This is a genomic window from Streptococcus cristatus (genome assembly GCF_003943515.1).
Taxonomy (GTDB): Bacteria; Bacillota; Bacilli; order Lactobacillales; family Streptococcaceae; genus Streptococcus; species Streptococcus cristatus_D.
Genome location: NZ_RJPT01000010.1, coordinates 60,854 through 79,377, shown reverse-complemented (window position 1 = coordinate 79,377; position 18,524 = coordinate 60,854). Strand labels below are relative to the sequence as shown.

Sequence of the window (18,524 nt, the reverse complement as noted above, 5' to 3'; positions counted from 1 at the left end):
ATAAGATATTGTAAGTTAATTCAGCAAGTTAAGTGACGATAGCCTAGGAGATACACCTGTACCCATGCCGAACACAGAAGTTAAGCCCTAGAACGCCGGAAGTAGTTGGGGGTTGCCCCCTGTGAGATATGGAAGTCGCTTAGCAGGATAGGAAGTTTTAGAACTTCCTTTTTGGGAGTTTAGCTCAGCTGGGAGAGCATCTGCCTTACAAGCAGAGGGTCAGCGGTTCGATCCCGTTAACTCCCATATAGGTCCCGTAGTGTAGCGGTTATCACGTCGCCCTGTCACGGCGAAGATCGCGGGTTCGATTCCTAGTTCAGTGGTAGAACACCACCTTGCCAAGGTGGGGGTCGCGGGTTCGAATCCCGTCGTTCGCTTTGAGGCCGGGGTGGCGGAACTGGCAGACGCACAGGACTTAAAATCCTGCGATTGGTAACGATCGTACCGGTTCGATTCCGGTCCTCGGCATAGCGTATATGCGACAGGGCACCCTTAGCTCAACTGGATAGAGTACCTGACTACGAATCAGGCGGTTAGAGGTTCGACTCCTCTAGGGTGCATAAGATAGTTTTGACTTTTTTATGTGTTTTTGTTATAATTGATTATCGTGATATAGAGCACCCTTAGCTCAACTGGATAGAGTACCTGACTACGAATCAGGCGGTTAGAGGTTCGACTCCTCTAGGGTGCATGAAGGGAAACGAGGTCATATTACCCAAGTCCGGCTGAAGGGAACGGTCTTGAAAACCGTCAGGCGTGTAAAAGCGTGCGTGGGTTCGAATCCCACATCCTCCTTAGATTAGAATATCGCGGGATGGAGCAGCTAGGTAGCTCGTCGGGCTCATAACCCGAAGGTCGTAGGTTCAAATCCTGCTCCCGCAATTTGGCTCGGTAGCTCAGTTGGTAGAGCAATGGATTGAAGCTCCATGTGTCGGCGGTTCGATTCCGTCTCGCGCCATACCATTATCTAAGATGCGGGTGTAGTTTAGTGGTAAAACTACAGCCTTCCAAGCTGTTGTCGCGAGTTCGATTCTCGTCACCCGCTTTGAACNNNAGTTCATACCAAGTTTTTATAACTTGGGCGCGTAGCTCAGGTGGTTAGAGCGCACGCCTGATAAGCGTGAGGTCGGTGGTTCGAGTCCACTCGTGCCCATTAAGTATATTGGAGAATTACTCAAGAGGCTGAAGAGGACGGTTTGCTAAATCGTTAGGTCGGGTAACCGGCGCGGGGGTTCGAATCCCCCATTCTCCGTAAATAAGGGAGTTTAGCATTTGCTATCTCCTTTTCTTGTTTTATAGTGCTTTTCTTTTGAAGAATTGTTTCTTGTTGTTTGTTTGAACTTGTTTTGTTGAGTTGTTCTGCTCTAATCTGGATTTATATAAGCGTTTTTTAGGATTTATTGGTTGCGGAGATTGGAATGAATAAATTAAAGATGTCTAAATTTTTGATTTCTATTTTGCTATTTGGGATTGTTATGATAAGCTTGATGCTTTCCCCTCTTTCACCATGGATTGTTTCTGTGACTGGTGATTTTTTGTCCAGTGTTGATCGAGTAGTTGCTATTCCTTTTAATTATCTTGCTAAAGAGAAGAAAAAAGTTGTTCATCTAATAGAGACCTATCAAGAAAATGAGACCCTAAAAGGAACAATTTACAATCTTGAAGAGAAGGCAAATAATTCTGATGCCTTAAAATTGGAGAATGAGGAGTTGCGTTCCCTATTAGAATTACGAAATAATGATCAAAGTGCTGTCAAGATTGCTGCAGAAGTTATTTCTCGCTCTCCATCTACTTGGAAGAGTGAATTAACTCTTGATAAGGGACAGTCAAGCGATGTGACAACCTCAATGTTGGCTATTTCTAACGGCGGTTTGATTGGAGCTGTTAGCAGTGTCTCTGAATCTTCAAGTGTCGTTAGTCTACTGACAAATGAAAAGAATGATAGTTCTATTGCAATTAAAATTAAGACAAAGACTGGCTTTGCCTATGGCATCATTGTTGGTTTTGACACTGAAAAGTCAGCTTTTATCGTCAGCCAGCTAAATACGGTGGATGGAATTGAAGAAGGGGCAACCGTGACGACAAGTGGTCTCGGCTCTTATAATGCTGAGAATGTCTTGGTTGGTCAGGTTTTATCAATATCAGCTGGCAAGGACCAATTAAACAAAGAAGTTTTGGTGAAGCCTGCTGCGGATTTGTCTGATATTCAAGCGGTTCTGTTGGTGAGAAATTAGTATGAAAATTATAAGAGGAACTTTTTTTACAGCTTTGTTTCTATTTCTGATCTTCTTCATTGATGGTCAATTATCAAGAAGTCTTGTAGATCTATTTGCTGGGAAGTGGCATCCGGCAAGTCATATTTTATTGTTCTTTACGGTTTTCTTATTTTTAAACTTTTCAAAGGAATATATTTTTTTCCTCTTCTTTACTCTAGCCCTTTTTTACGATGTTTATTATCTACATGTGATTGGGCTTTTCACCTTTATCTTGCCTCTACTGACAGTTGTCATCTATCATTTTCTTTCTGTATTTTTGCTAAATCGTTGGACCCGCGTTTTGGCCATTATTACGATTGTTTTCTTTTTTGAAATGATCAGCTTTGTTTCTGCGTCGTTATTGCACTTAGCGAGCTTTACATTCCCTGATTTTATTATCTATGCTTTGGTGCCAACTTTAGTATTTAATTCCTTTCTTTTTCTATTGTTACAGCCTTTGTTTGAAAAAGTCTATTTATGATGATTTAGAAATAGAAATGTAACGAATGCGTAATATATAGCCAGAATTTTTTTGATATACTATATAATGTCTTAGTAAGAAGGAGTGTTAATATTTTTATGAAGAAAAAGCTACTTACATCAGTTTTATTGAGTGCGGTGATCCTTTCTCAAGGTGCTGCGCTAGTAAATGTTAAAGCTGATAGTACAGATGATAAAATTGCAGCTCAAAATAGTAAAATTGACAGTTTAACAAATCAACAAAAAGCGGCACAAGCACAAGTTGATGAAATTCAAAAACAAGTTTCAGCTATTCAAAATCAACAAGAAGTGCTTCAAGCAGAAAATGAAAAATTGAATGCTGAATCTGCGAAACTCACTGCTGAAATTGAAGAGTTATCAAAGAATATTGTTGCTCGTAATGAGTCTCTTGCAAATCAAGCGCGTAGTGCTCAAACAAATGGTACGGCAACAAGCTATATCAACACAATTATCAACTCTGCTTCAATCACTGAAGCTATCTCTCGTGTAGCAGCGATGAGCGAAATCGTTTCGGCTAACAACAAAATGCTGGAACAACAAAAAGAAGATAAAGAAAAGATTGCTGAAAAACAAGTTGCTAACAATGAAGCTATCAATACAGTCATTGCAAACCAACAAAAACTTGCAGACGATGCTCAAACGTTGACAACTAAGCAGGCTGAACTTAAGGTTGCTCAACTGAACCTTGCAGCTGAAAAAGCAACTGCTGAAAATGAGAAAAACAGTCTCTTAGAGCAAAAAGCGGCAGCTGAAAAAGCAGCAGCTGAGGCAGCAGCGGCAGAAGCAGCATATAAGAACCAGCAACAAGCACAACAACAAGCGATCCTTGCTTCAGGAAATACAAGCTTCGCAGCACAAGTTCAAGCTGTAAATAATACAGGTGGAACCCCTGCAGCAGAAGCAGCAGTTGCTACATCAGGAGCAGTTGTTGCAACTCCATCATATAGCCTTTCAGCATCAACTTATCCTGTAGGTCAATGTACTTGGGGTGCTAAGACTTTGGCACCATGGGCTGGTGACTTCTGGGGTAATGGTGGCCAATGGGCAGCTAGTGCAGCAGCAGCAGGCTTCCGTACAGGATCACAACCACAAGTTGGAGCGATCGCATGTTGGAATGACGGTGGCTACGGGCACGTTGCAGTTGTAACAGCAGTGCAATCTGCTAACAATATTCAAGTATCAGAAGCGAACTATGCTGGTAACCAATCAATCGGTAATCACCGTGGATGGTTTGACCCAACAAATGCACAAGGATACGTAACATACATCTATCCAAACTAATGAAATATGAAGGAGAACGACTTTTCGTTCTCCCTTTTATTTTTTATTGAAAAATTGCTGGAAAAGCGTTACAATGGTAGATAGGACAAATGCAATTGGTTACAATAAAAGACGATTTAGAATCTGGAGGGAATCATGTCTTTTTCTGATTTAAAGCTCTTTGCTCTTTCTTCTAATCAAGAATTAGCGCAGCGTGTTGCAAAGGAGATTGGGATGCCGCTTGGGAAATCAACGGTTCGTCAATTTTCTGACGGGGAAATTCAAGTAAATATCGAAGAATCGATCCGTGGAAAGCACGTTTTTATCTTGCAGTCAACTAGCTCACCTGTCAATGACAATCTAATGGAAATTTTGATCATGGTGGATGCCTTGAAGCGGGCTAGTGCGGAGTCTATCAACGTAGTGATGCCTTACTATGGCTATGCTAGACAGGACCGAAAAGCTCGTGCTCGTGAGCCAATTACATCTAAATTAGTGGCTAATCTAATGGAGATTGCTGGGGTAGATCGCCTATTGACCATTGATTTGCATGCTGCTCAGATCCAAGGTTTCTTTGACATTCCTGTCGACCATTTGATGGGAGCGCCTTTGATTGCTGATTATTTTGAGCGTCGGGGCATGGTGGGTAGCGACTATGTGGTTGTCAGCCCAGATCACGGTGGTGTCAGCCGCGCTCGTAAGTTGGCTGAATTTCTCAAGACTTCAATTGCAATTATCGACAAACGTCGCAGCGTTGACAAGATGAATACCAGTGAAGTCATGAATATCATTGGTAAGGTGGAAGGTAAGACCTGTATTCTGATAGATGATATGATTGATACGGCGGGGACTATTTGTCATGCGGCAGATGCTTTGGCAGCGTCCGGTGCTGTGGAAGTCTATGCGAGCTGTACTCACCCAGTCTTGTCAGGACCAGCTATGGAAAATATCCAGAAATCCGCTATCAAAAAACTAGTGGTTTTAGATACTATATACCTTTCAGAGGACAGATTAATCGATAAGATTGAGCAGATTTCTATCGCTCATCTCTTGGCAGAAGCCATCGTTCGAATCCATGAAAAACGTCCACTTTCACCCCTTTTTGAAAGACATAATATATAAGGATTGTGGAGTATTAGAGATTTAGCAACTTGCTAAATCTCTTTCTTATTCCTATTTGTAATAAAATTTTGCTGTAGTACTGCATTTATAGTATAATAGTTCTATTAGATTATCGGAGGCGGCTATGGATTTGACTAAGAAGTTTAATAAGAATTTAGATAAAATTGAAGTGTCTCTGATTCGTCAGTTTGACCAGTCTATTTCTACGATTCCAGGTGTTTTGCGGCTGACCTTGGGGGAGCCAGACTTTCCGACACCGGATCATATCAAGGAGGCGGCCAAGGCAGCTATTGATGCCAATCAGAGCCACTATACAGGGATGAGCGGGCTTTTGGAGCTGCGGCAGGCTGCTACTGATTTTGTCAAGGAGAAGTACAATCTGAACTATCGTCCAGAAGATGAAGTCTTAGTCACTATTGGGGCAACTGAGGCCCTGTCTGCGACTCTGACGGCTATTCTGGAAGAGGGCGACAAGGTCTTGCTGCCAGCGCCGGCTTATCCAGGTTATGAGCCAATTGTCAATTTGGTCGGGGCGGAGATTGTCGAGATTGATACGACAGAAAACGACTTTGTCTTGACCCCTGAAATGCTGGAGCAGGCTATCTTGGAGCAAGGGGATAAGCTCAAGGCGGTTATTCTCAACTATCCAGCCAATCCGACTGGCGTGACTTATTCTAGGGCGCAGATGGAGGCTTTGGCAGCTGTATTGAGCAAGTATGAAGTTTTTGTCGTCTGCGATGAGGTTTATTCTGAATTGACTTATACGGAGCAGGGGCACGTTTCACTGGCGGAATATTTACCCGAACAGACCATCGTCATCAATGGTTTGTCCAAGTCTCATGCTATGACGGGCTGGCGACTAGGCTTTATCTTTGCTCCTGCTGCTTTTACGGCTCAATTGATCAAGAGCCATCAGTATCTGGTGACAGCAGCCAACACCATGGCTCAATATGCAGCTATTGAGGCTTTGACGGCTGGTAAGGATGATGCTCAACCGATGAAGGAGGAATACATCCAGCGGCGGGATTACATTATCGAACAGATGACGGAGCTGGGTTATCAGATTATCAAGCCAGATGGCGCTTTCTATATTTTTGCCAAGATTCCAGCAGGCTACAACCAAGATTCTTTTGCCTTTTTGCGGGATTTTGCTGAGAAGAAGGCTGTGGCCTTTATCCCAGGAGCGGCTTTCGGCCAGTACGGAGAGGGTTATATCCGCCTGTCTTATGCAGCTAGTATAGAAACCATCAAGGAAGCTCTAAAACGGCTCAAGGAGTACATGGAAGACCATGCTTAGACCGTTAACGAGCAAGAGTTTGATTCTCTATAATCGGAATTTCCGGGAAGATGATAAGCTGGTCAAGATCTTTACGGAACAGGCTGGCAAGAGAATGTTTTTCGTGAAACATGCGGGAAAATCCAAGCTGGCTCCAGTTATCCAGCCTCTGACTGCGGCAGAGCTCTTGATGAAAATCAATGATGATGGGCTCAGCTATATCGAAGATTACCAAGCTGTGGAAAGTTACGGGCAAATCAAGAGCGATCTCTTTGTCATGGCTTATGCCAGCTATGTGGCGGCTCTAGCAGATGCTAGTATTCAGGACAATCAGCCAGATCCAGCCCTCTTTGCTTTCCTGCAAAAGACACTGGATTTGATGAATCAAGGGCTGGATTATGAGGTTTTGACAAATATCTTTGAAATTCAAATTTTATCTCGCTTTGGCGTTTCTCTGAATTTCCATGACTGTGTTTTTTGTCATCGGACAGGTCTGCCTTTTGATTTTTCCTTTCAATATGGCGGGGTGCTCTGTCCAGATCATTATCACAAGGATGCTCATCGCAGTCATCTCAATCCCAATATTCCTTTTTTGCTCAATCAGTTTCAGGCGGTTCAGTTTAGTGAGTTAGAGACGATTTCGCTCAAGCCGGAAATCAAGCGACAGATCAGGGATTTTATGGATCAACTCTATGATGAATATGTAGGCATTCATCTCAAATCAAAGAAATTTATCGACTCTCTGGGCGACTGGGGCAGTATTTTACAAGACAAACATGAGGAAGAACAGCATGAAAAAAATAGCTATTGATGCCATGGGCGGAGACAATGCCCCTCAGGCTTTAGTCGAAGGTGCCAATCAGGCTCTGAGAGACTTCTCGGATATTGAGATTGTTCTCTATGGGGATGAAGCCAAGATTAAACCTCTGTTGACAGCGACAGAGCGCGTCAGCATCGTCCATACGGATGAAAAGATTGATTCGGATGATGAGCCGACCAAGGCTATTCGCAAGAAGAAGCAGGCTAGCATGGTTTTGGCAGCTAAGGCAGTCAAGGATGGAGAAGCAGATGCAGTCCTGTCTGCTGGTAATACGGGAGCGCTTTTAGCGGCGGGCTTCTTTATCGTCGGACGGATCAAAAATATTGACCGACCGGGTCTTTTATCCACTTTACCGACTGTGGATGGTCGCGGTTTTGATATGCTGGATCTGGGGGCAAATGCTGAAAACACCCCTCACCATCTGCATCAATATGCCATCCTAGGTTCTTTTTATGCGGAAAATGTTCGTGGTATTAAGCAGCCACGGGTCGGCTTGCTCAATAATGGCACTGAAGCCAGCAAGGGAGACCCTCTGCGTAAGGAAACCTATGCATTGCTGGCGGCGGATGACAAGCTGAACTTTATCGGCAATGTGGAAGCGCGTGACCTTATGGATGGAGTGGCAGATGTTGTCGTAGCAGATGGCTTTACGGGCAATGCTGTACTCAAGTCTATTGAAGGAACGGCCATTAGTATCCTAGGCCAGCTCAAAAAGGCTGTGCTAGGTGGTGGTCTCAAGGCTAAACTAGGGGCTTTGTTGCTCAAAGATAGCCTGCAAGAGATGCGCAAGAGTCTGGACTACTCCAGTGCTGGCGGGGCCGTTCTCTTTGGTCTCAAGGCGCCAGTAGTCAAGACACACGGTTCAAGCGATGCCAAGGCCGTATATAGCACCATTCGTCAGATTCGGACCATGCTGGAGACAGATGTTGTCGGAAAATCTGTGGTAGAATTTTCAAAAGAGGTGGATACAGAATGAATCAAGAACAAATTTTTCAAAAAGTAACAGAAATAATCCAAGAACGTCAAGGAAAGGACTTTGTTGTCCAGCCAACTTTGGGCTTAAAAGATGATTTAGGCGCTGATTCTGTTGACTTAATGGAATTCATCCTGACTTTAGAGGATGAGTTTGCGATTGAAATTTCAGATGAAGATGTTGATCGCTTTGAAAATGTCGCAGATATTGTCGCCTATTTGGAAAAGAAACTAGCGAAGTAAGAATGTGACTTCGATTTGAACAGAGAAAAAACCTTGGTTGACAAAACCAAGGTTTTTTTAGTAGATTTATTTTGGATAGATATAGCTAACAGCTCCTTGACCAGCGGCGTAGGGATTGAACCAGCCACGAAAGTTGCCAATATATTGTTTGCCTGCATAGTTGGATTCTTTGATTTGGATGCGGGTGTTGGATTCGACATGGGTGACAACACCAACATGCCCATAGCCACCATCGGTCCAGCAGATGATGGCTCCGACTTGTGGGGTGCTTCCTGTCCGGAAACCAGCTGCGCGTGCGCTAGCTGCCCATTGGCCGCCGTTGCCCCAGTAAGGACCAGCCCAAGGAGCCAGTACTTTTGCTCCCCAAGTACACTGGCCATGAGGATAAGAGGAGGCTCCCGCATAATCAGGGGTGTAGAGGGTTGGCTCAGGCGTGGTTGGTTTATCAACCTGATAGCTGGTGCCTGTAAGTCCAGTCATCTGACCATTGAGATTGCGGTAAACATGGGTATGGAAGACTCCATTTCCAGCATGCTGTTGCGTATTGATGGTAAATTTATACAAGCCATTGCCCACTTTGTTAGCAGTGTACCATTTGATGTCATCTTGGCCGTTGACTTCTGACCAAGTTGGTAGAGAAATGGTTCCTGGTCCAAAAGCATCGGAAACGGTCACTTCGTAATTGTAGGTAGAAATTTTATTGACAGAGACCTTGGCTTTGATATTTTCAGCAGAGAGGGTGACGCTGTCTATCGCATAGCTATGCTCGCTACCATCTTTGTACTTAACGTAGATATGATTGGTGTAGCTTCCAGATAAGGCTTGGTGATTGCGGATATTGAATTGTGCAGTAAAAGTCCCATCTCCATTGTTACTCGCGTCATACCACTTGATATTGCTTTGATTCTGGGTACTCCAAATAGGGACGCGGACGGATTGAATTGCCTTAGATGCCGCAGTTTCGGTGACTTTTACAGTGTAGGTTCCCTCTTCCTGATTGACATTTTCAACAGAGAAAAGCGGTTTTTGGTCTTTTTGAGAAGGAATCTTGCCAGCATCCAGTGTAACACTTGTTCCTGCTAATCCTGTTAACTCAGGTTTAACATAGCTTTCTCCATAGAGATGGATATGGTAGGTTCCTGTATCGTAATTGTGTTTCTTCAGCTCGACTCTAACGCTATAACTGCCATCAGGATTTTTTCTTGCTTGATACCATTGTAAATCATCTTGTCCCTTATTTTCAGACCAGGTTGGGACAGTGACCTTATACATGGATTCAGGAAGATTTTTGATAAGGATTTCCATAATACCAGGTTCAGGGAAGCTTGTCTGAATGGTCGGATTAGGTTTTTCTAGATGGAAAGTGGTGCCCGATTGGTAAATCATTTTGCCATTTTTGTTTTCATAAGTATCTACGAAATATTTTCCATAACCTTTGTGCTTAGAAAAGTTAAATTCAGTACTCTCTTGTCCAGCTTCATACCAATTAAGGTCATCGCCACCATTTTCATCAGACCAGACCGCATGGACAATTTTTGAGTTCCCTTGGTCTTTATTTCGCGTAAAATTGATGCGGCCAGTTTGTCCAGATGTTGTGACGCTTGTCTTGCTAGCAGGCTTATTAACAGTGAAGGTAGTGCCATTTAAGCCAATCATTTTTCCATTTATCTTGATATAAGTATGAACATGGAAGGTGCCATAGCCAGCGTGCTGCCGGAGGTCAATGGCTGTGCTGGATGTCTGAGGCGTGGTGTACCATTTCAAATCATCCTGTCCGTTTTCGTCGGACCAGACTGCGTGGGAAATGGTGTAGGGAACCTGAGCTTTGGAGCGAGTGTAATGAATCTGTGCTGTATCTCCAGTGACATTGACGGTCACATTGCTGGCACGATCAGTGGGGCCTAGGACTTTGTTTCCAGCTTCAGTCGATGCAACAGCTTGAGCCGTGGAATGACTAGCAAACAGCCCAAGGACTGCTCCGGATAATAAAAACAGCTTCTGATATTTTTTCATAAATCTCCTTTGAATAAGTAATTTGGATGATTCCATTTAGATTATTCGGGAAAAAATATAAAAAAAGAAAAATTTTAAAAGATGTTGAAACTTGAATTTCTAATTTATTTTAGTTTTATGAAATTTTTGATATTTGAAATAAAAGTAATGAAATGGTCAAAATACAAAAAATAATATAGGTAGATTTTATTTTTCAGAGATGGATATTCCTAACAAAAATAGATATTTCTCTTCTTTTCCTACTTAGAATAGAATAAAACGAACGATTATGATATAATTTAGATGAATGATTCGTAAAAATGGCAATGGTTTTTACGTGATGTGTTGGCTTGGTGCGTAAGCACCTATGATGATGGATGTTGAGGTATCTTAGCTATGAAGCTTTTAGTTGTTGGTTCGGGCGGTCGTGAGCATGCGATTGCCAAGAAGTTGTTGGAGTCTCAGGGTGTGGAGCAGGTCTTTGTCGCACCTGGAAATGATGGCATGACCTTGGATGGGCTAGACTTGGTGAATATTGGAATTTCCGAACATTCTAAATTGATTGAGTTCGCAAAGGCCAACGATATTGCTTGGTCTTTTATTGGGCCAGATGATGCCCTTGCTGCTGGAATCGTGGATGATTTTAACCAAGCTGGGCTCAAGGCTTTCGGTCCATCTCGTTTAGCAGCGGAGCTGGAGTGGTCTAAGGATTTTGCCAAGGAAATCATGGTCAAATACGGCGTTCCGACAGCAGCCTACGGCACATTTTCCGACTTTGAGGAGGCTAAGGCCTATATCGAGGAGAAAGGCGCTCCTATCGTCGTCAAGGCGGACGGCTTGGCGCTTGGGAAAGGCGTCGTCGTAGCGGAGACAGTCGAGCAAGCGGTCGAAGCAGCCCACGAGATGCTCTTGGATAATAAATTCGGCGACAGCGGTGCGCGCGTGGTTATCGAGGAATTCCTTGACGGCGAGGAGTTCTCTCTCTTTGCCTTTGTCAATGGAGCCAAATTCTATATCATGCCTACAGCTCAGGACCACAAGAGGGCCTATGATGGCGACAAGGGTCCTAATACTGGTGGGATGGGTGCCTATGCGCCAGTCCCTCACTTGTCACAGAGTGTGGTTGACACAGCGGTTGACACTATTGTCAAGCCAGTCCTTGAGGGCATGATCCAGGAAGGTCGCCCGTATCTTGGTGTTCTTTATGCAGGGCTTATCTTGACAGCAGACGGGCCTAAGGTCATTGAGTTCAACGCTCGCTTTGGAGATCCTGAAACTCAGATTATCCTGCCCCGCCTGACTTCTGACTTTGTACAAAATATCACTGATATTCTCGATGGTAAGGAGCCGAACATCACTTGGACCGACAAGGGCGTGACTCTGGGTGTGGTTGTCGCGTCAAATGGCTATCCGCTAGATTATGAAAAGGGCGTTGAGTTGCCGGCCAAAACCGATGGTGACATCATCACCTATTATGCAGGGGCTAAGTTTGCGGAAAGTAGCAGAGCACTGCTCTCAAATGGCGGCCGTGTCTATATGCTAGTCACCACAGCCAACACTGTCAAAGAAGCCCAAGATACCATCTACCAAGAACTATCCCAACAAAAAACAGAAGGCCTCTTCTACCGAACGGATATCGGAAGCAAGGCGATAAAGTAAAGATACAAGAATAAAGCGACGTAGTCGCCAAATACGATAATGGTCGTTTGATTTGCGAGCGTTAGCGAGCTAATATAGAACAATCACCGCCGTTGTGAAAGAATGATTGGGTGATAAGCCAATCGTTCAGGGAAATCGGAGGACCTTGGGCTTCCGATTGAGGCATGAGACACCTTTGGTGGCTGCTGCCGTCCCTCACAACCTAAGGTGATTGTTGAAAGGAAAGAAAAGAAAAATCATGACTAAACCAATTATTTCCATCATCATGGGCTCAAAATCCGACTGGGCAACCATGCAAAAAACAGCTGAAGTCTTAGATCGCTTCGGTGTAGCCTACGAAAAGAAAGTCGTCTCTGCCCACCGTACACCTGATCTTATGTTCAGACATGCCGAAGAAGCCCGTAATCGCGGCATCAAGGTCATCATAGCCGGTGCTGGTGGCGCCGCGCATTTGCCAGGAATGGTAGCGGCTAAAACCACCCTGCCTGTCATCGGTGTACCCGTCAAGTCGCGCGCTCTTAGTGGTGTGGACTCGCTATACTCTATCGTACAGATGCCGGGCGGTGTGCCTGTGGCAACTATGGCCATTGGCGAAGCGGGAGCGACAAACGCTGCCCTGACTGCCCTTCGGATCTTGGCCATTGAAGACCAAGACCTAGCAGCAGCGCTAGCTGATTTTGCTGAAGAACAAGGGAAAATCGCTGAGGAGTCTAGCAATGAGCTCATCTAAAACAATCGGAATTATCGGTGGCGGTCAGCTGGGACAGATGATGGCCATTTCTGCTATCTACATGGGGCACAAGGTCATTGCGCTGGATCCTGCGGCGGATTGCCCTGCCTCTCGTGTGGCGGAAATCATCGTGGCGCCTTATGATGACGTGGATGCCCTGCGTCAGTTGGCGGAACGTTGCGATGTACTGACCTATGAGTTTGAAAATGTCGATGCTGACGGTCTGGATGCTGTTATCAAGGATAGGCAACTCCCTCAAGGAACGGATCTGCTCCGCATTTCTCAAAATCGGATTTTTGAAAAGGATTTTCTCGCAAACAAGGCCCAAGTCACGGTGGCACCCTACAAGGTCGTGACTTCTAGCCAAGACTTGGCAGATATCGACTTGTCCAACAACTATGTCCTCAAGACTGCTACAGGCGGTTACGATGGACATGGGCAAAAGGTCATTCGCTCAGAAGCAGACTTGGAAGAGGCCTATACACTAGCTGACTCAGCAGACTGCGTTTTGGAAAAATTTGTCAACTTTGACCTTGAAATTTCCGTCATTGTGTCCGGAAATGGCAAGGATGTGACGGTTTTCCCAGTTCAGGAAAATATCCACCGCAACAACATCCTGTCTAAGACCATCGTGCCAGCCCGCATTTCGGAAAGGCTAGCAGATAAAGCCAAAACCATGGCAGTGCGAATCGCAGAACAGCTTAACTTGTCTGGAACCCTCTGCGTGGAGATGTTTGCGACAGCTGATGATATCATTGTCAATGAGATTGCCCCACGCCCACATAACTCTGGGCATTATTCTATCGAAGCCTGCGACTTCTCGCAGTTTGACACTCATATTCTGGGCGTTCTGGGAGCACCGTTGCCAGCTATCCACTTACATGCGCCAGCCGTCATGCTCAACGTGCTCGGCCAGCATGTCGAGGCCGCTGAAAAATATGTCACAGAAAATCCAAGCGCCCACCTCCACCTGTATGGTAAAATAGAAGCGAAGCACAACCGAAAAATGGGGCATGTGACTTTGTTTAGTGATATGCCGGATGAGGTAGAGGAGTTTGGTGAGTAAGACAGGCCCCAGTTATAAGAATCGTCGTCTTACCCCTGCAAAGTTGACTAGGCTTGTCGTAGCTGATAAAGTCGGCAAAAGAAAGTCAGTCAACCACTGCTAGAAGAGATTGATTTTTAAGAAAACTCTGTGGAGGAAATGTTATAGATGAGACCAATTATCCCGAAAAGTCCAGAAGTTCCGAAAGAGTTCTCTGGTAAAGAAATTTCCTTTTTAACTAAGAGTGTTTTCGGGGAAATAATCGAACCTCAGCCGTGTGATGTTTTGTTTGTTTTCAGTGGTACTCACCCAGGCCATTGGGAAAAAGCTATTGAGGCTTACCGAAAAGGCTATGTAAGGCGAATCATTGTGACTGGTGGCCGAAGTTTGACAGGAATGTCTCATCCAGATTGGAATGGGCATACAGAGGCAGAGGTTATTATCCAGTTTCTGATGGCTGCGGGCATTCCTGAAGAAGCGATTAAATCTGACAACTCCTCTAGCAATACTTTGGAAAACGTACTTTTTGCCAAAGAAATTTTTGATTTTAAAACTGTTGAGACCGTTATGTTCATTTGCAAAAGTCACGCGACTGGTAGGCAATGGCGGACCTTGGCTCAGCACTTACCGAAGCATCTTCGCTACATCCCATATACCTTCAATGCCTTTTACAAGGATGTTGAGATTGGTCGGGATAGCTGGATGAATACAGACATTGGCAAGTCCAGAGTTTGGGGAGAATATCTGCGGCTTCTCCATTATGGAGAAAAGGGAGATATTTTAAAGTTAGATGTTGAATTGTGATATAGGAGGTTTCTATGATTCAAATCATTGTCAATGCTTTTGTGGAAGAAAGCAAAGAAACTGCTGTTGTGGAAGTGCTCTTTGCCAGTGACGACCATGAAAAAGTAAAATCCAAATATCAGGAATTAAAGATTCAATATCCAAACAATTATCTGACTATCTATGACTTGCCATTGGATACAGTTCTAAGTAGCTTGCCGCACTATCCGTCGGTGGCGATAAGTAAAGAGGAGTTTAATTAGCCTATGAAAACTATCGGTCTGATTGGTGGTATGAGTTGGGAAAGCACCACATCTTACTACCAAATCATCAACGAAACCATCAAAAAAGAGCTTGGTGGTCTGCATTCTGCTAAGATTCTACTTTACAGTGTTGATTTTGCAGAGATTGAGCATTATCAGTCAGTTGGAGACTGGGAGAAAAGCGGTCAACTTTTGGCAGATGTTGCTAAGCGCTTGGAGCAAGCAGGCGCAGATTTCATTGTGATTTGTACCAACACCATGCACAAGGTTGCTCCGCAGATACAGGAGCAGATTACGATTCCAATCTTGCATATTGCACAAGCAACCGCGCAGGCCTTGTTGACTGACGGCATTCAAAAAGTCGGCCTCCTGGGAACCAAGTACACCATGACTCAAGATTTCTACAAGGAGAAATTAATAGAGTCTGGTTTAGAAGTGCTGATTCCAGATCAAGCTGGCATTACAGAGGTCAATCGAATCATTTATGACGAACTCTGTCTAGGAGATATCAAAGAAAGCTCAAAGCAGACTTATCTTGCCGTTATAGATGATTTGAAAAAAGCAGGCGCAGAAGCTGTTATCTTGGGTTGCACCGAGATTGGTCTTCTCGTCAAGCAATCCGACACTGACCTGCCTCTCTACGACACAACAGTGATTCATGCAGAGAAAGCAGCGGAGTGGGCGATAAATAAATGATTATAGAAGACAAGAACAACAGTAAGATGGGGGCATGTGACCTTGCTTAGTGATGCGCCAGATAGTGTGCTTGAATTTGGGGAGGGGATTGATTTTTAAAATGATAGAAGAATTTGATGATGTATTTGAAGATGATATTACTACTCTAACATTTACTTATGCGGATGATGTAGTCATTCCAGAAATTCCGGATGCAGAAGGCATTCATATTGTAGAGATAACAAATAATCAGCTAGTTATAGAGCATACGCGCGATGATGATGAGGTCTATGATTATATAGAGAGTTTTGGATTAACAAGTCGTCCGATAAAACTTTCGATTGAATTTTGTGTTTACGAAGATTCTGAGGAAGAAGAAAATTTTTAGAATTTAATGGAGAAAATCTATGATTCAAATCATCGTTAATGCTTTTTTGGAAAAAGAGAAGACTGGAGCTGTCGTAGAAGTCTTGTATGCTAGTAACAATCACGAAAAAGTAAAGGCCAAGTATGAAGAGCTAGTTGCTCAATACCCCGAAAACTATTTAGCAATTTATGATTTGCCATTGGATACTGATTTGAATACACTAGATCACTATCCATCTGTATGGATTGGGAAAGAAGAGTTTGAATGAGGAAAACTAATTATGTTGGAATATTATTAGAAAGTGAGAAACAGTTTGTCTGAAAATTTGAAATATATATTTTACAGTGTTATTGGACGACACGCTGGAGAGAGTGTGGAAGACATACTTTCACGAAAACAGGAAGAAGTAATAATAGCTGGTTTAAGTTTGTGGTCAGCGGCAATTGATGGAAAATCTATAGAACAGGTATCCAATTTAAATGAGGGGGATAGAGTGAATGTTCTATGTAAATTAAGTCCTAAAGCTTTTGATCCAGTAAAAAATAGTGTTAGTGCAAAAATAATGATTTATCCAAATGGCGAAATTCATGAGATTCCTGACGGTATTGTAACAACTTATACAGAAGGGAAAAAGTATCAAGCTTATGTGGTGAAAAACTACCGGATTTTCGATAAGGCTCAATTATTTGATTTTGGACACTACGAAACTACATTGAAAGATGGAAGCCATAAATCCTATAAAGAAAGATTTAATCTTAAACAATTTCAAAATACTCTTGGACGCTATAATGAAGTTTTGGATGAAACTTGTAAAAAAGAAATTATGGTCGTGATGGAGCTAACTTACCCATTTGTAGTTAATATCAAATAATAAGGAGATATAGGAATGTTAGATGGGAAGATTTCATATGGTACAGTTGTTGATAAACCTACGCATGATGACTTGTTCAATATCAACAAGTATATTGATGGTTTAACGCAATTTATCTTGAATTGTGATACACCAATGACAGTAGCTATCCAAGGTGACTGGGGAACTGGAAAAACAAGTATTATGCAACAAGTTTCTAAAAAATTAGGGAGTGCAGTGACTAAGGTTGATTTTAATACTTGGCAATATTCGCAATTTAATATGGGCGAAAATTTATCTTTTTCTTTGATCAGCGAGTTGTTAAGTAGTTTACCTATAAAAAAAGAGGGTGAAGCTTTTAGAAAGGCCAAAGATGTCTTAAAGGTATTAACGAAAAACCTTGCAACAAGTGCAATTAAAATTGTTGGAGTGGATGGAAAAGAGATTGTTGATAGTTTAGCCAATAGTTTGAGTGAAGATGAACGACTAGTTAGCCTTAAAGAGTTTAAAAATAAATTTCAAGAAGTTGTTAACCAAGTAAAAAACGAAAAAAATGTTGATAGAATAGTTATTTTCATTGATGATTTAGATAGACTTGTACCAGCTCGAGCAGTCGAGTTATTAGAGGTATTAAAACTTTTTTTGGATTGTGAAGGTTGCGTATTTGTTTTAGCTATTGACTATAATGTTGTAGTTAGAGGGGTTCGCAATAAATATGGCAATGACTTAGATGCAGAAAAAGGCAATGCATTCTTTGAAAAAATCATTCAAGTTCCTTTTACAGTCCCAGTTGAAAATTATGATATGTCAGAGTTTATTAAGAGTTCTTTGGAAAGTATGAGAGTACTTAAATTAAAAGAAGATGAGATTGAGGATGTTGTTAAGCTTATTGCTTGTTCAATAGGAAGCAATCCGCGAAGTTTGAAACGGCTTTTTAACTCCTATAGCTTACTTTTGTATATAACTGCTGCTGATGACTGGAAGAATCAAGATAAGATACTTTTGCTTGCGCTTTTGTGCTTACAGAAAAGTTACCAACCTCTTTATTTATATCTTGTACAACAAGACAAAAGTGAGTTAAAGGAAGCGTTGAAAACAGTCAATAATATTCTAACTGCGGATAAGTTGGACGAGGAACTAGATCTAGGAGACGATTTTGAATTGACTTCTGAATTTAAAGAGTTTATTACTATTTTTTTAGAATTGACTGAAGGTGACTTGAATTCTGTATATGACAAGCTGAAAGTTTCAAATACAGTTGCCAGCGGTAATCAAGATGTTAAAACGAAGGGTGATAAATCAGACTTCTGGAGTGAATTTGATACTTTCTTACAACAAAAAAATTTGGGTAGAGATTATGAACTTCCTGATAAAACTCCTCAAAGTGATTATAGAATTACCTCAAAATCAACTGGTAGAAAAACTGAGTTTCAAATTAAGTCAGGATCAGCAAATGTTTTATATTTTAATAAACTTGAGAAGAATTTATACAATTTGATGACTGCAAATGAAGAAAAGTTCAAAATGGAATTGGGGGAAGGTATTAGATTTAGGGAAGAGAATGCCCAACTCCCAGCATTAGTTGTAACTAATAAAAAGTTGAGTTTGAAATCTGATAACTTTTATGAAGTGTTTGAATGGTATTTTAGTACATTGAAAAAAATAGAAGAAATCATTAAAATAGCAGAAGAATAGAATTAAACTTAATATT

At 42.5% G+C, this 18,524-nt stretch carries 19 protein-coding genes, 10 tRNA genes, 1 rRNA gene and 1 pseudogene; 30 read left to right on the top strand and 1 reads right to left on the bottom strand.

The window, feature by feature from the left end:
* Positions 1-28 precede the first annotated feature (28 nt).
* The 19 genes from rrf to D8791_RS08810 all read left to right on the top strand — a co-directional run bounded on the left by rrf (position 29) and on the right by D8791_RS08810 (position 8,449).
* Positions 29-144: ribosomal RNA gene (rrf, locus tag D8791_RS08905) — 5S ribosomal RNA — on the top strand.
* 29 nt (positions 145-173) lie between these two features.
* Positions 174-246 (top strand) — tRNA-Val (locus tag D8791_RS08900).
* Positions 247-313: 67 nt separating this feature from the next.
* A tRNA-Gly gene (locus tag D8791_RS08895) sits at positions 314-374 on the top strand.
* An 8-nt stretch (positions 375-382) separates the two neighbouring features.
* A tRNA-Leu gene (locus D8791_RS08890) sits at positions 383-468 on the top strand.
* A gap of 18 nt (positions 469-486) precedes the next feature.
* Positions 487-560 (top strand) — tRNA-Arg (locus tag D8791_RS08885).
* Between the two features lie 57 nt (positions 561-617).
* A tRNA-Arg gene (locus D8791_RS08880) sits at positions 618-691 on the top strand.
* A 117-nt stretch (positions 692-808) separates the two neighbouring features.
* Positions 809-882: transfer RNA gene (locus D8791_RS08870), tRNA-Met, on the top strand.
* Positions 883-885: 3 nt separating this feature from the next.
* Positions 886-958: transfer RNA gene (locus D8791_RS08865), tRNA-Phe, on the top strand.
* Positions 959-974: 16 nt separating this feature from the next.
* Positions 975-1,045, top strand: a tRNA-Gly gene (locus D8791_RS08860).
* 34 nt (positions 1,046-1,079) lie between these two features.
* A tRNA-Ile gene (locus tag D8791_RS08855) sits at positions 1,080-1,153 on the top strand.
* A gap of 11 nt (positions 1,154-1,164) precedes the next feature.
* Positions 1,165-1,252, top strand: a tRNA-Ser gene (locus D8791_RS08850).
* Positions 1,253-1,418: 166 nt separating this feature from the next.
* Positions 1,419-2,234, top strand: coding sequence for a rod shape-determining protein MreC (gene mreC / locus D8791_RS08845; RefSeq protein ID WP_125447393.1), 816 nt, complete (start codon positions 1,419-1,421; stop codon positions 2,232-2,234).
* Between the two features lies 1 nt (position 2,235).
* Positions 2,236-2,736, top strand: a complete 501-nt coding sequence (mreD, locus tag D8791_RS08840) for a rod shape-determining protein MreD (RefSeq protein ID WP_125447391.1) — start codon at positions 2,236-2,238, stop codon at positions 2,734-2,736.
* A 98-nt stretch (positions 2,737-2,834) separates the two neighbouring features.
* Positions 2,835-4,037: a peptidoglycan hydrolase PcsB gene (gene pcsB, locus D8791_RS08835; protein ID WP_125447389.1), complete on the top strand. Its 1,203-nt coding sequence runs from the start codon at positions 2,835-2,837 to the stop codon at positions 4,035-4,037.
* A 135-nt stretch (positions 4,038-4,172) separates the two neighbouring features.
* Complete coding sequence (locus D8791_RS08830; protein ID WP_061909808.1) at positions 4,173-5,138, top strand: ribose-phosphate diphosphokinase; 966 nt, start codon at positions 4,173-4,175, stop codon at positions 5,136-5,138.
* A gap of 124 nt (positions 5,139-5,262) precedes the next feature.
* Positions 5,263-6,435 (top strand): pyridoxal phosphate-dependent aminotransferase, encoded by a 1,173-nt coding sequence (locus D8791_RS08825; protein ID WP_125447387.1) that lies wholly within the window; start codon positions 5,263-5,265, stop codon positions 6,433-6,435.
* Entirely contained in the window at positions 6,428-7,225 is a 798-nt protein-coding gene (gene recO, locus D8791_RS08820) for a DNA repair protein RecO (RefSeq protein ID WP_125447385.1), read from the top strand. The genes D8791_RS08825 and recO overlap by 8 nt, the downstream gene beginning before the upstream one ends.
* Positions 7,206-8,210, top strand: a complete 1,005-nt coding sequence (gene plsX, locus D8791_RS08815) for a phosphate acyltransferase PlsX (protein WP_005591355.1) — start codon at positions 7,206-7,208, stop codon at positions 8,208-8,210. The genes recO and plsX overlap by 20 nt, the downstream gene beginning before the upstream one ends.
* Entirely contained in the window at positions 8,207-8,449 is a 243-nt protein-coding gene (locus D8791_RS08810) for an acyl carrier protein (RefSeq protein WP_005591354.1), read from the top strand. The genes plsX and D8791_RS08810 overlap by 4 nt, the downstream gene beginning before the upstream one ends.
* Positions 8,450-8,515: 66 nt before the next feature.
* Here the strand turns inward: D8791_RS08810 and D8791_RS08805 are convergent, their stop codons facing one another.
* The gene (locus tag D8791_RS08805; protein WP_125447383.1) at positions 8,516-10,462 is read right to left on the bottom strand and encodes a GBS Bsp-like repeat-containing protein; all 1,947 of its coding nucleotides are present in this window, start codon (positions 10,460-10,462) and stop codon (positions 8,516-8,518) included.
* Between the two features lie 375 nt (positions 10,463-10,837).
* Between D8791_RS08805 and purD the strand changes: the two genes are divergently transcribed.
* The 11 genes and pseudogenes from purD to D8791_RS08745 all read left to right on the top strand — a co-directional run bounded on the left by purD (position 10,838) and on the right by D8791_RS08745 (position 18,508).
* Positions 10,838-12,100: a phosphoribosylamine--glycine ligase gene (purD, locus tag D8791_RS08800; RefSeq protein WP_125447381.1), complete on the top strand. Its 1,263-nt coding sequence runs from the start codon at positions 10,838-10,840 to the stop codon at positions 12,098-12,100.
* Between the two features lie 238 nt (positions 12,101-12,338).
* Positions 12,339-12,830: a 5-(carboxyamino)imidazole ribonucleotide mutase gene (gene purE, locus D8791_RS08790; RefSeq protein WP_125447379.1), complete on the top strand. Its 492-nt coding sequence runs from the start codon at positions 12,339-12,341 to the stop codon at positions 12,828-12,830.
* A complete protein-coding gene (purK, locus tag D8791_RS08785; RefSeq protein WP_125447377.1) occupies positions 12,817-13,896 on the top strand; it encodes a 5-(carboxyamino)imidazole ribonucleotide synthase in 1,080 nt (359 codons plus the stop codon). The genes purE and purK overlap by 14 nt, the downstream gene beginning before the upstream one ends.
* A gap of 147 nt (positions 13,897-14,043) precedes the next feature.
* Complete coding sequence (locus D8791_RS08780) at positions 14,044-14,679, top strand: YdcF family protein (RefSeq protein ID WP_125447376.1); 636 nt, start codon at positions 14,044-14,046, stop codon at positions 14,677-14,679.
* A gap of 14 nt (positions 14,680-14,693) precedes the next feature.
* Positions 14,694-14,921: a phosphoribosylaminoimidazole carboxylase gene (locus tag D8791_RS08775; protein ID WP_125447374.1), complete on the top strand. Its 228-nt coding sequence runs from the start codon at positions 14,694-14,696 to the stop codon at positions 14,919-14,921.
* A 3-nt stretch (positions 14,922-14,924) separates the two neighbouring features.
* On the top strand, positions 14,925-15,617 hold the full coding sequence (locus D8791_RS08770; protein WP_125447372.1) for an aspartate/glutamate racemase family protein: 693 nt from the start codon (positions 14,925-14,927) through the stop codon (positions 15,615-15,617).
* Positions 15,618-15,619: 2 nt separating this feature from the next.
* A pseudogene (locus tag D8791_RS08765) lies at positions 15,620-15,716 on the top strand (phosphoribosylaminoimidazole carboxylase); the annotation flags it as partial.
* 1 nt (position 15,717) lies between these two features.
* Positions 15,718-15,984: a hypothetical protein gene (locus D8791_RS08760; RefSeq protein ID WP_125447370.1), complete on the top strand. Its 267-nt coding sequence runs from the start codon at positions 15,718-15,720 to the stop codon at positions 15,982-15,984.
* 19 nt (positions 15,985-16,003) lie between these two features.
* On the top strand, positions 16,004-16,231 hold the full coding sequence (locus D8791_RS08755) for a phosphoribosylaminoimidazole carboxylase (protein ID WP_125447368.1): 228 nt from the start codon (positions 16,004-16,006) through the stop codon (positions 16,229-16,231).
* Positions 16,232-16,276: 45 nt separating this feature from the next.
* Positions 16,277-16,834, top strand: coding sequence for a hypothetical protein (locus D8791_RS08750; RefSeq protein ID WP_125447366.1), 558 nt, complete (start codon positions 16,277-16,279; stop codon positions 16,832-16,834).
* Positions 16,835-16,849: 15 nt separating this feature from the next.
* Positions 16,850-18,508, top strand: coding sequence for a KAP family P-loop NTPase fold protein (locus tag D8791_RS08745; protein ID WP_125447364.1), 1,659 nt, complete (start codon positions 16,850-16,852; stop codon positions 18,506-18,508).
* Positions 18,509-18,524: the final 16 nt, after the last annotated feature.

Excerpts from the sequence above, each read along its gene's own strand:
- pcsB (WP_125447389.1), top strand. The coding sequence starts at position 2,835 with ATGAAGAAAAAGCTACTTACATCAGTTTTATTGAGTGCGGTGATCCTT.
- D8791_RS08830 (WP_061909808.1), top strand. The coding sequence starts at position 4,173 with ATGTCTTTTTCTGATTTAAAGCTCTTTGCTCTTTCTTCTAATCAAGAA.
- purK (WP_125447377.1), top strand. The coding sequence starts at position 12,817 with ATGAGCTCATCTAAAACAATCGGAATTATCGGTGGCGGTCAGCTGGGA.
- D8791_RS08805 (WP_125447383.1), bottom strand. The coding sequence starts at position 10,462 with ATGAAAAAATATCAGAAGCTGTTTTTATTATCCGGAGCAGTCCTTGGG.
- D8791_RS08760 (WP_125447370.1), top strand. The coding sequence starts at position 15,718 with ATGATAGAAGAATTTGATGATGTATTTGAAGATGATATTACTACTCTA.
- plsX (WP_005591355.1), top strand. The coding sequence starts at position 7,206 with ATGAAAAAAATAGCTATTGATGCCATGGGCGGAGACAATGCCCCTCAG.
- D8791_RS08745 (WP_125447364.1), top strand. The coding sequence starts at position 16,850 with ATGTTAGATGGGAAGATTTCATATGGTACAGTTGTTGATAAACCTACG.
- D8791_RS08780 (WP_125447376.1), top strand. The coding sequence starts at position 14,044 with ATGAGACCAATTATCCCGAAAAGTCCAGAAGTTCCGAAAGAGTTCTCT.
- D8791_RS08770 (WP_125447372.1), top strand. The coding sequence starts at position 14,925 with ATGAAAACTATCGGTCTGATTGGTGGTATGAGTTGGGAAAGCACCACA.
- D8791_RS08775 (WP_125447374.1), top strand. The coding sequence starts at position 14,694 with ATGATTCAAATCATTGTCAATGCTTTTGTGGAAGAAAGCAAAGAAACT.
- purD (WP_125447381.1), top strand. The coding sequence starts at position 10,838 with ATGAAGCTTTTAGTTGTTGGTTCGGGCGGTCGTGAGCATGCGATTGCC.
- mreD (WP_125447391.1), top strand. The coding sequence starts at position 2,236 with ATGAAAATTATAAGAGGAACTTTTTTTACAGCTTTGTTTCTATTTCTG.
- purE (WP_125447379.1), top strand. The coding sequence starts at position 12,339 with ATGACTAAACCAATTATTTCCATCATCATGGGCTCAAAATCCGACTGG.
- mreC (WP_125447393.1), top strand. The coding sequence starts at position 1,419 with ATGAATAAATTAAAGATGTCTAAATTTTTGATTTCTATTTTGCTATTT.
- D8791_RS08825 (WP_125447387.1), top strand. The coding sequence starts at position 5,263 with ATGGATTTGACTAAGAAGTTTAATAAGAATTTAGATAAAATTGAAGTG.
- D8791_RS08810 (WP_005591354.1), top strand. The coding sequence starts at position 8,207 with ATGAATCAAGAACAAATTTTTCAAAAAGTAACAGAAATAATCCAAGAA.
- D8791_RS08755 (WP_125447368.1), top strand. The coding sequence starts at position 16,004 with ATGATTCAAATCATCGTTAATGCTTTTTTGGAAAAAGAGAAGACTGGA.
- recO (WP_125447385.1), top strand. The coding sequence starts at position 6,428 with ATGCTTAGACCGTTAACGAGCAAGAGTTTGATTCTCTATAATCGGAAT.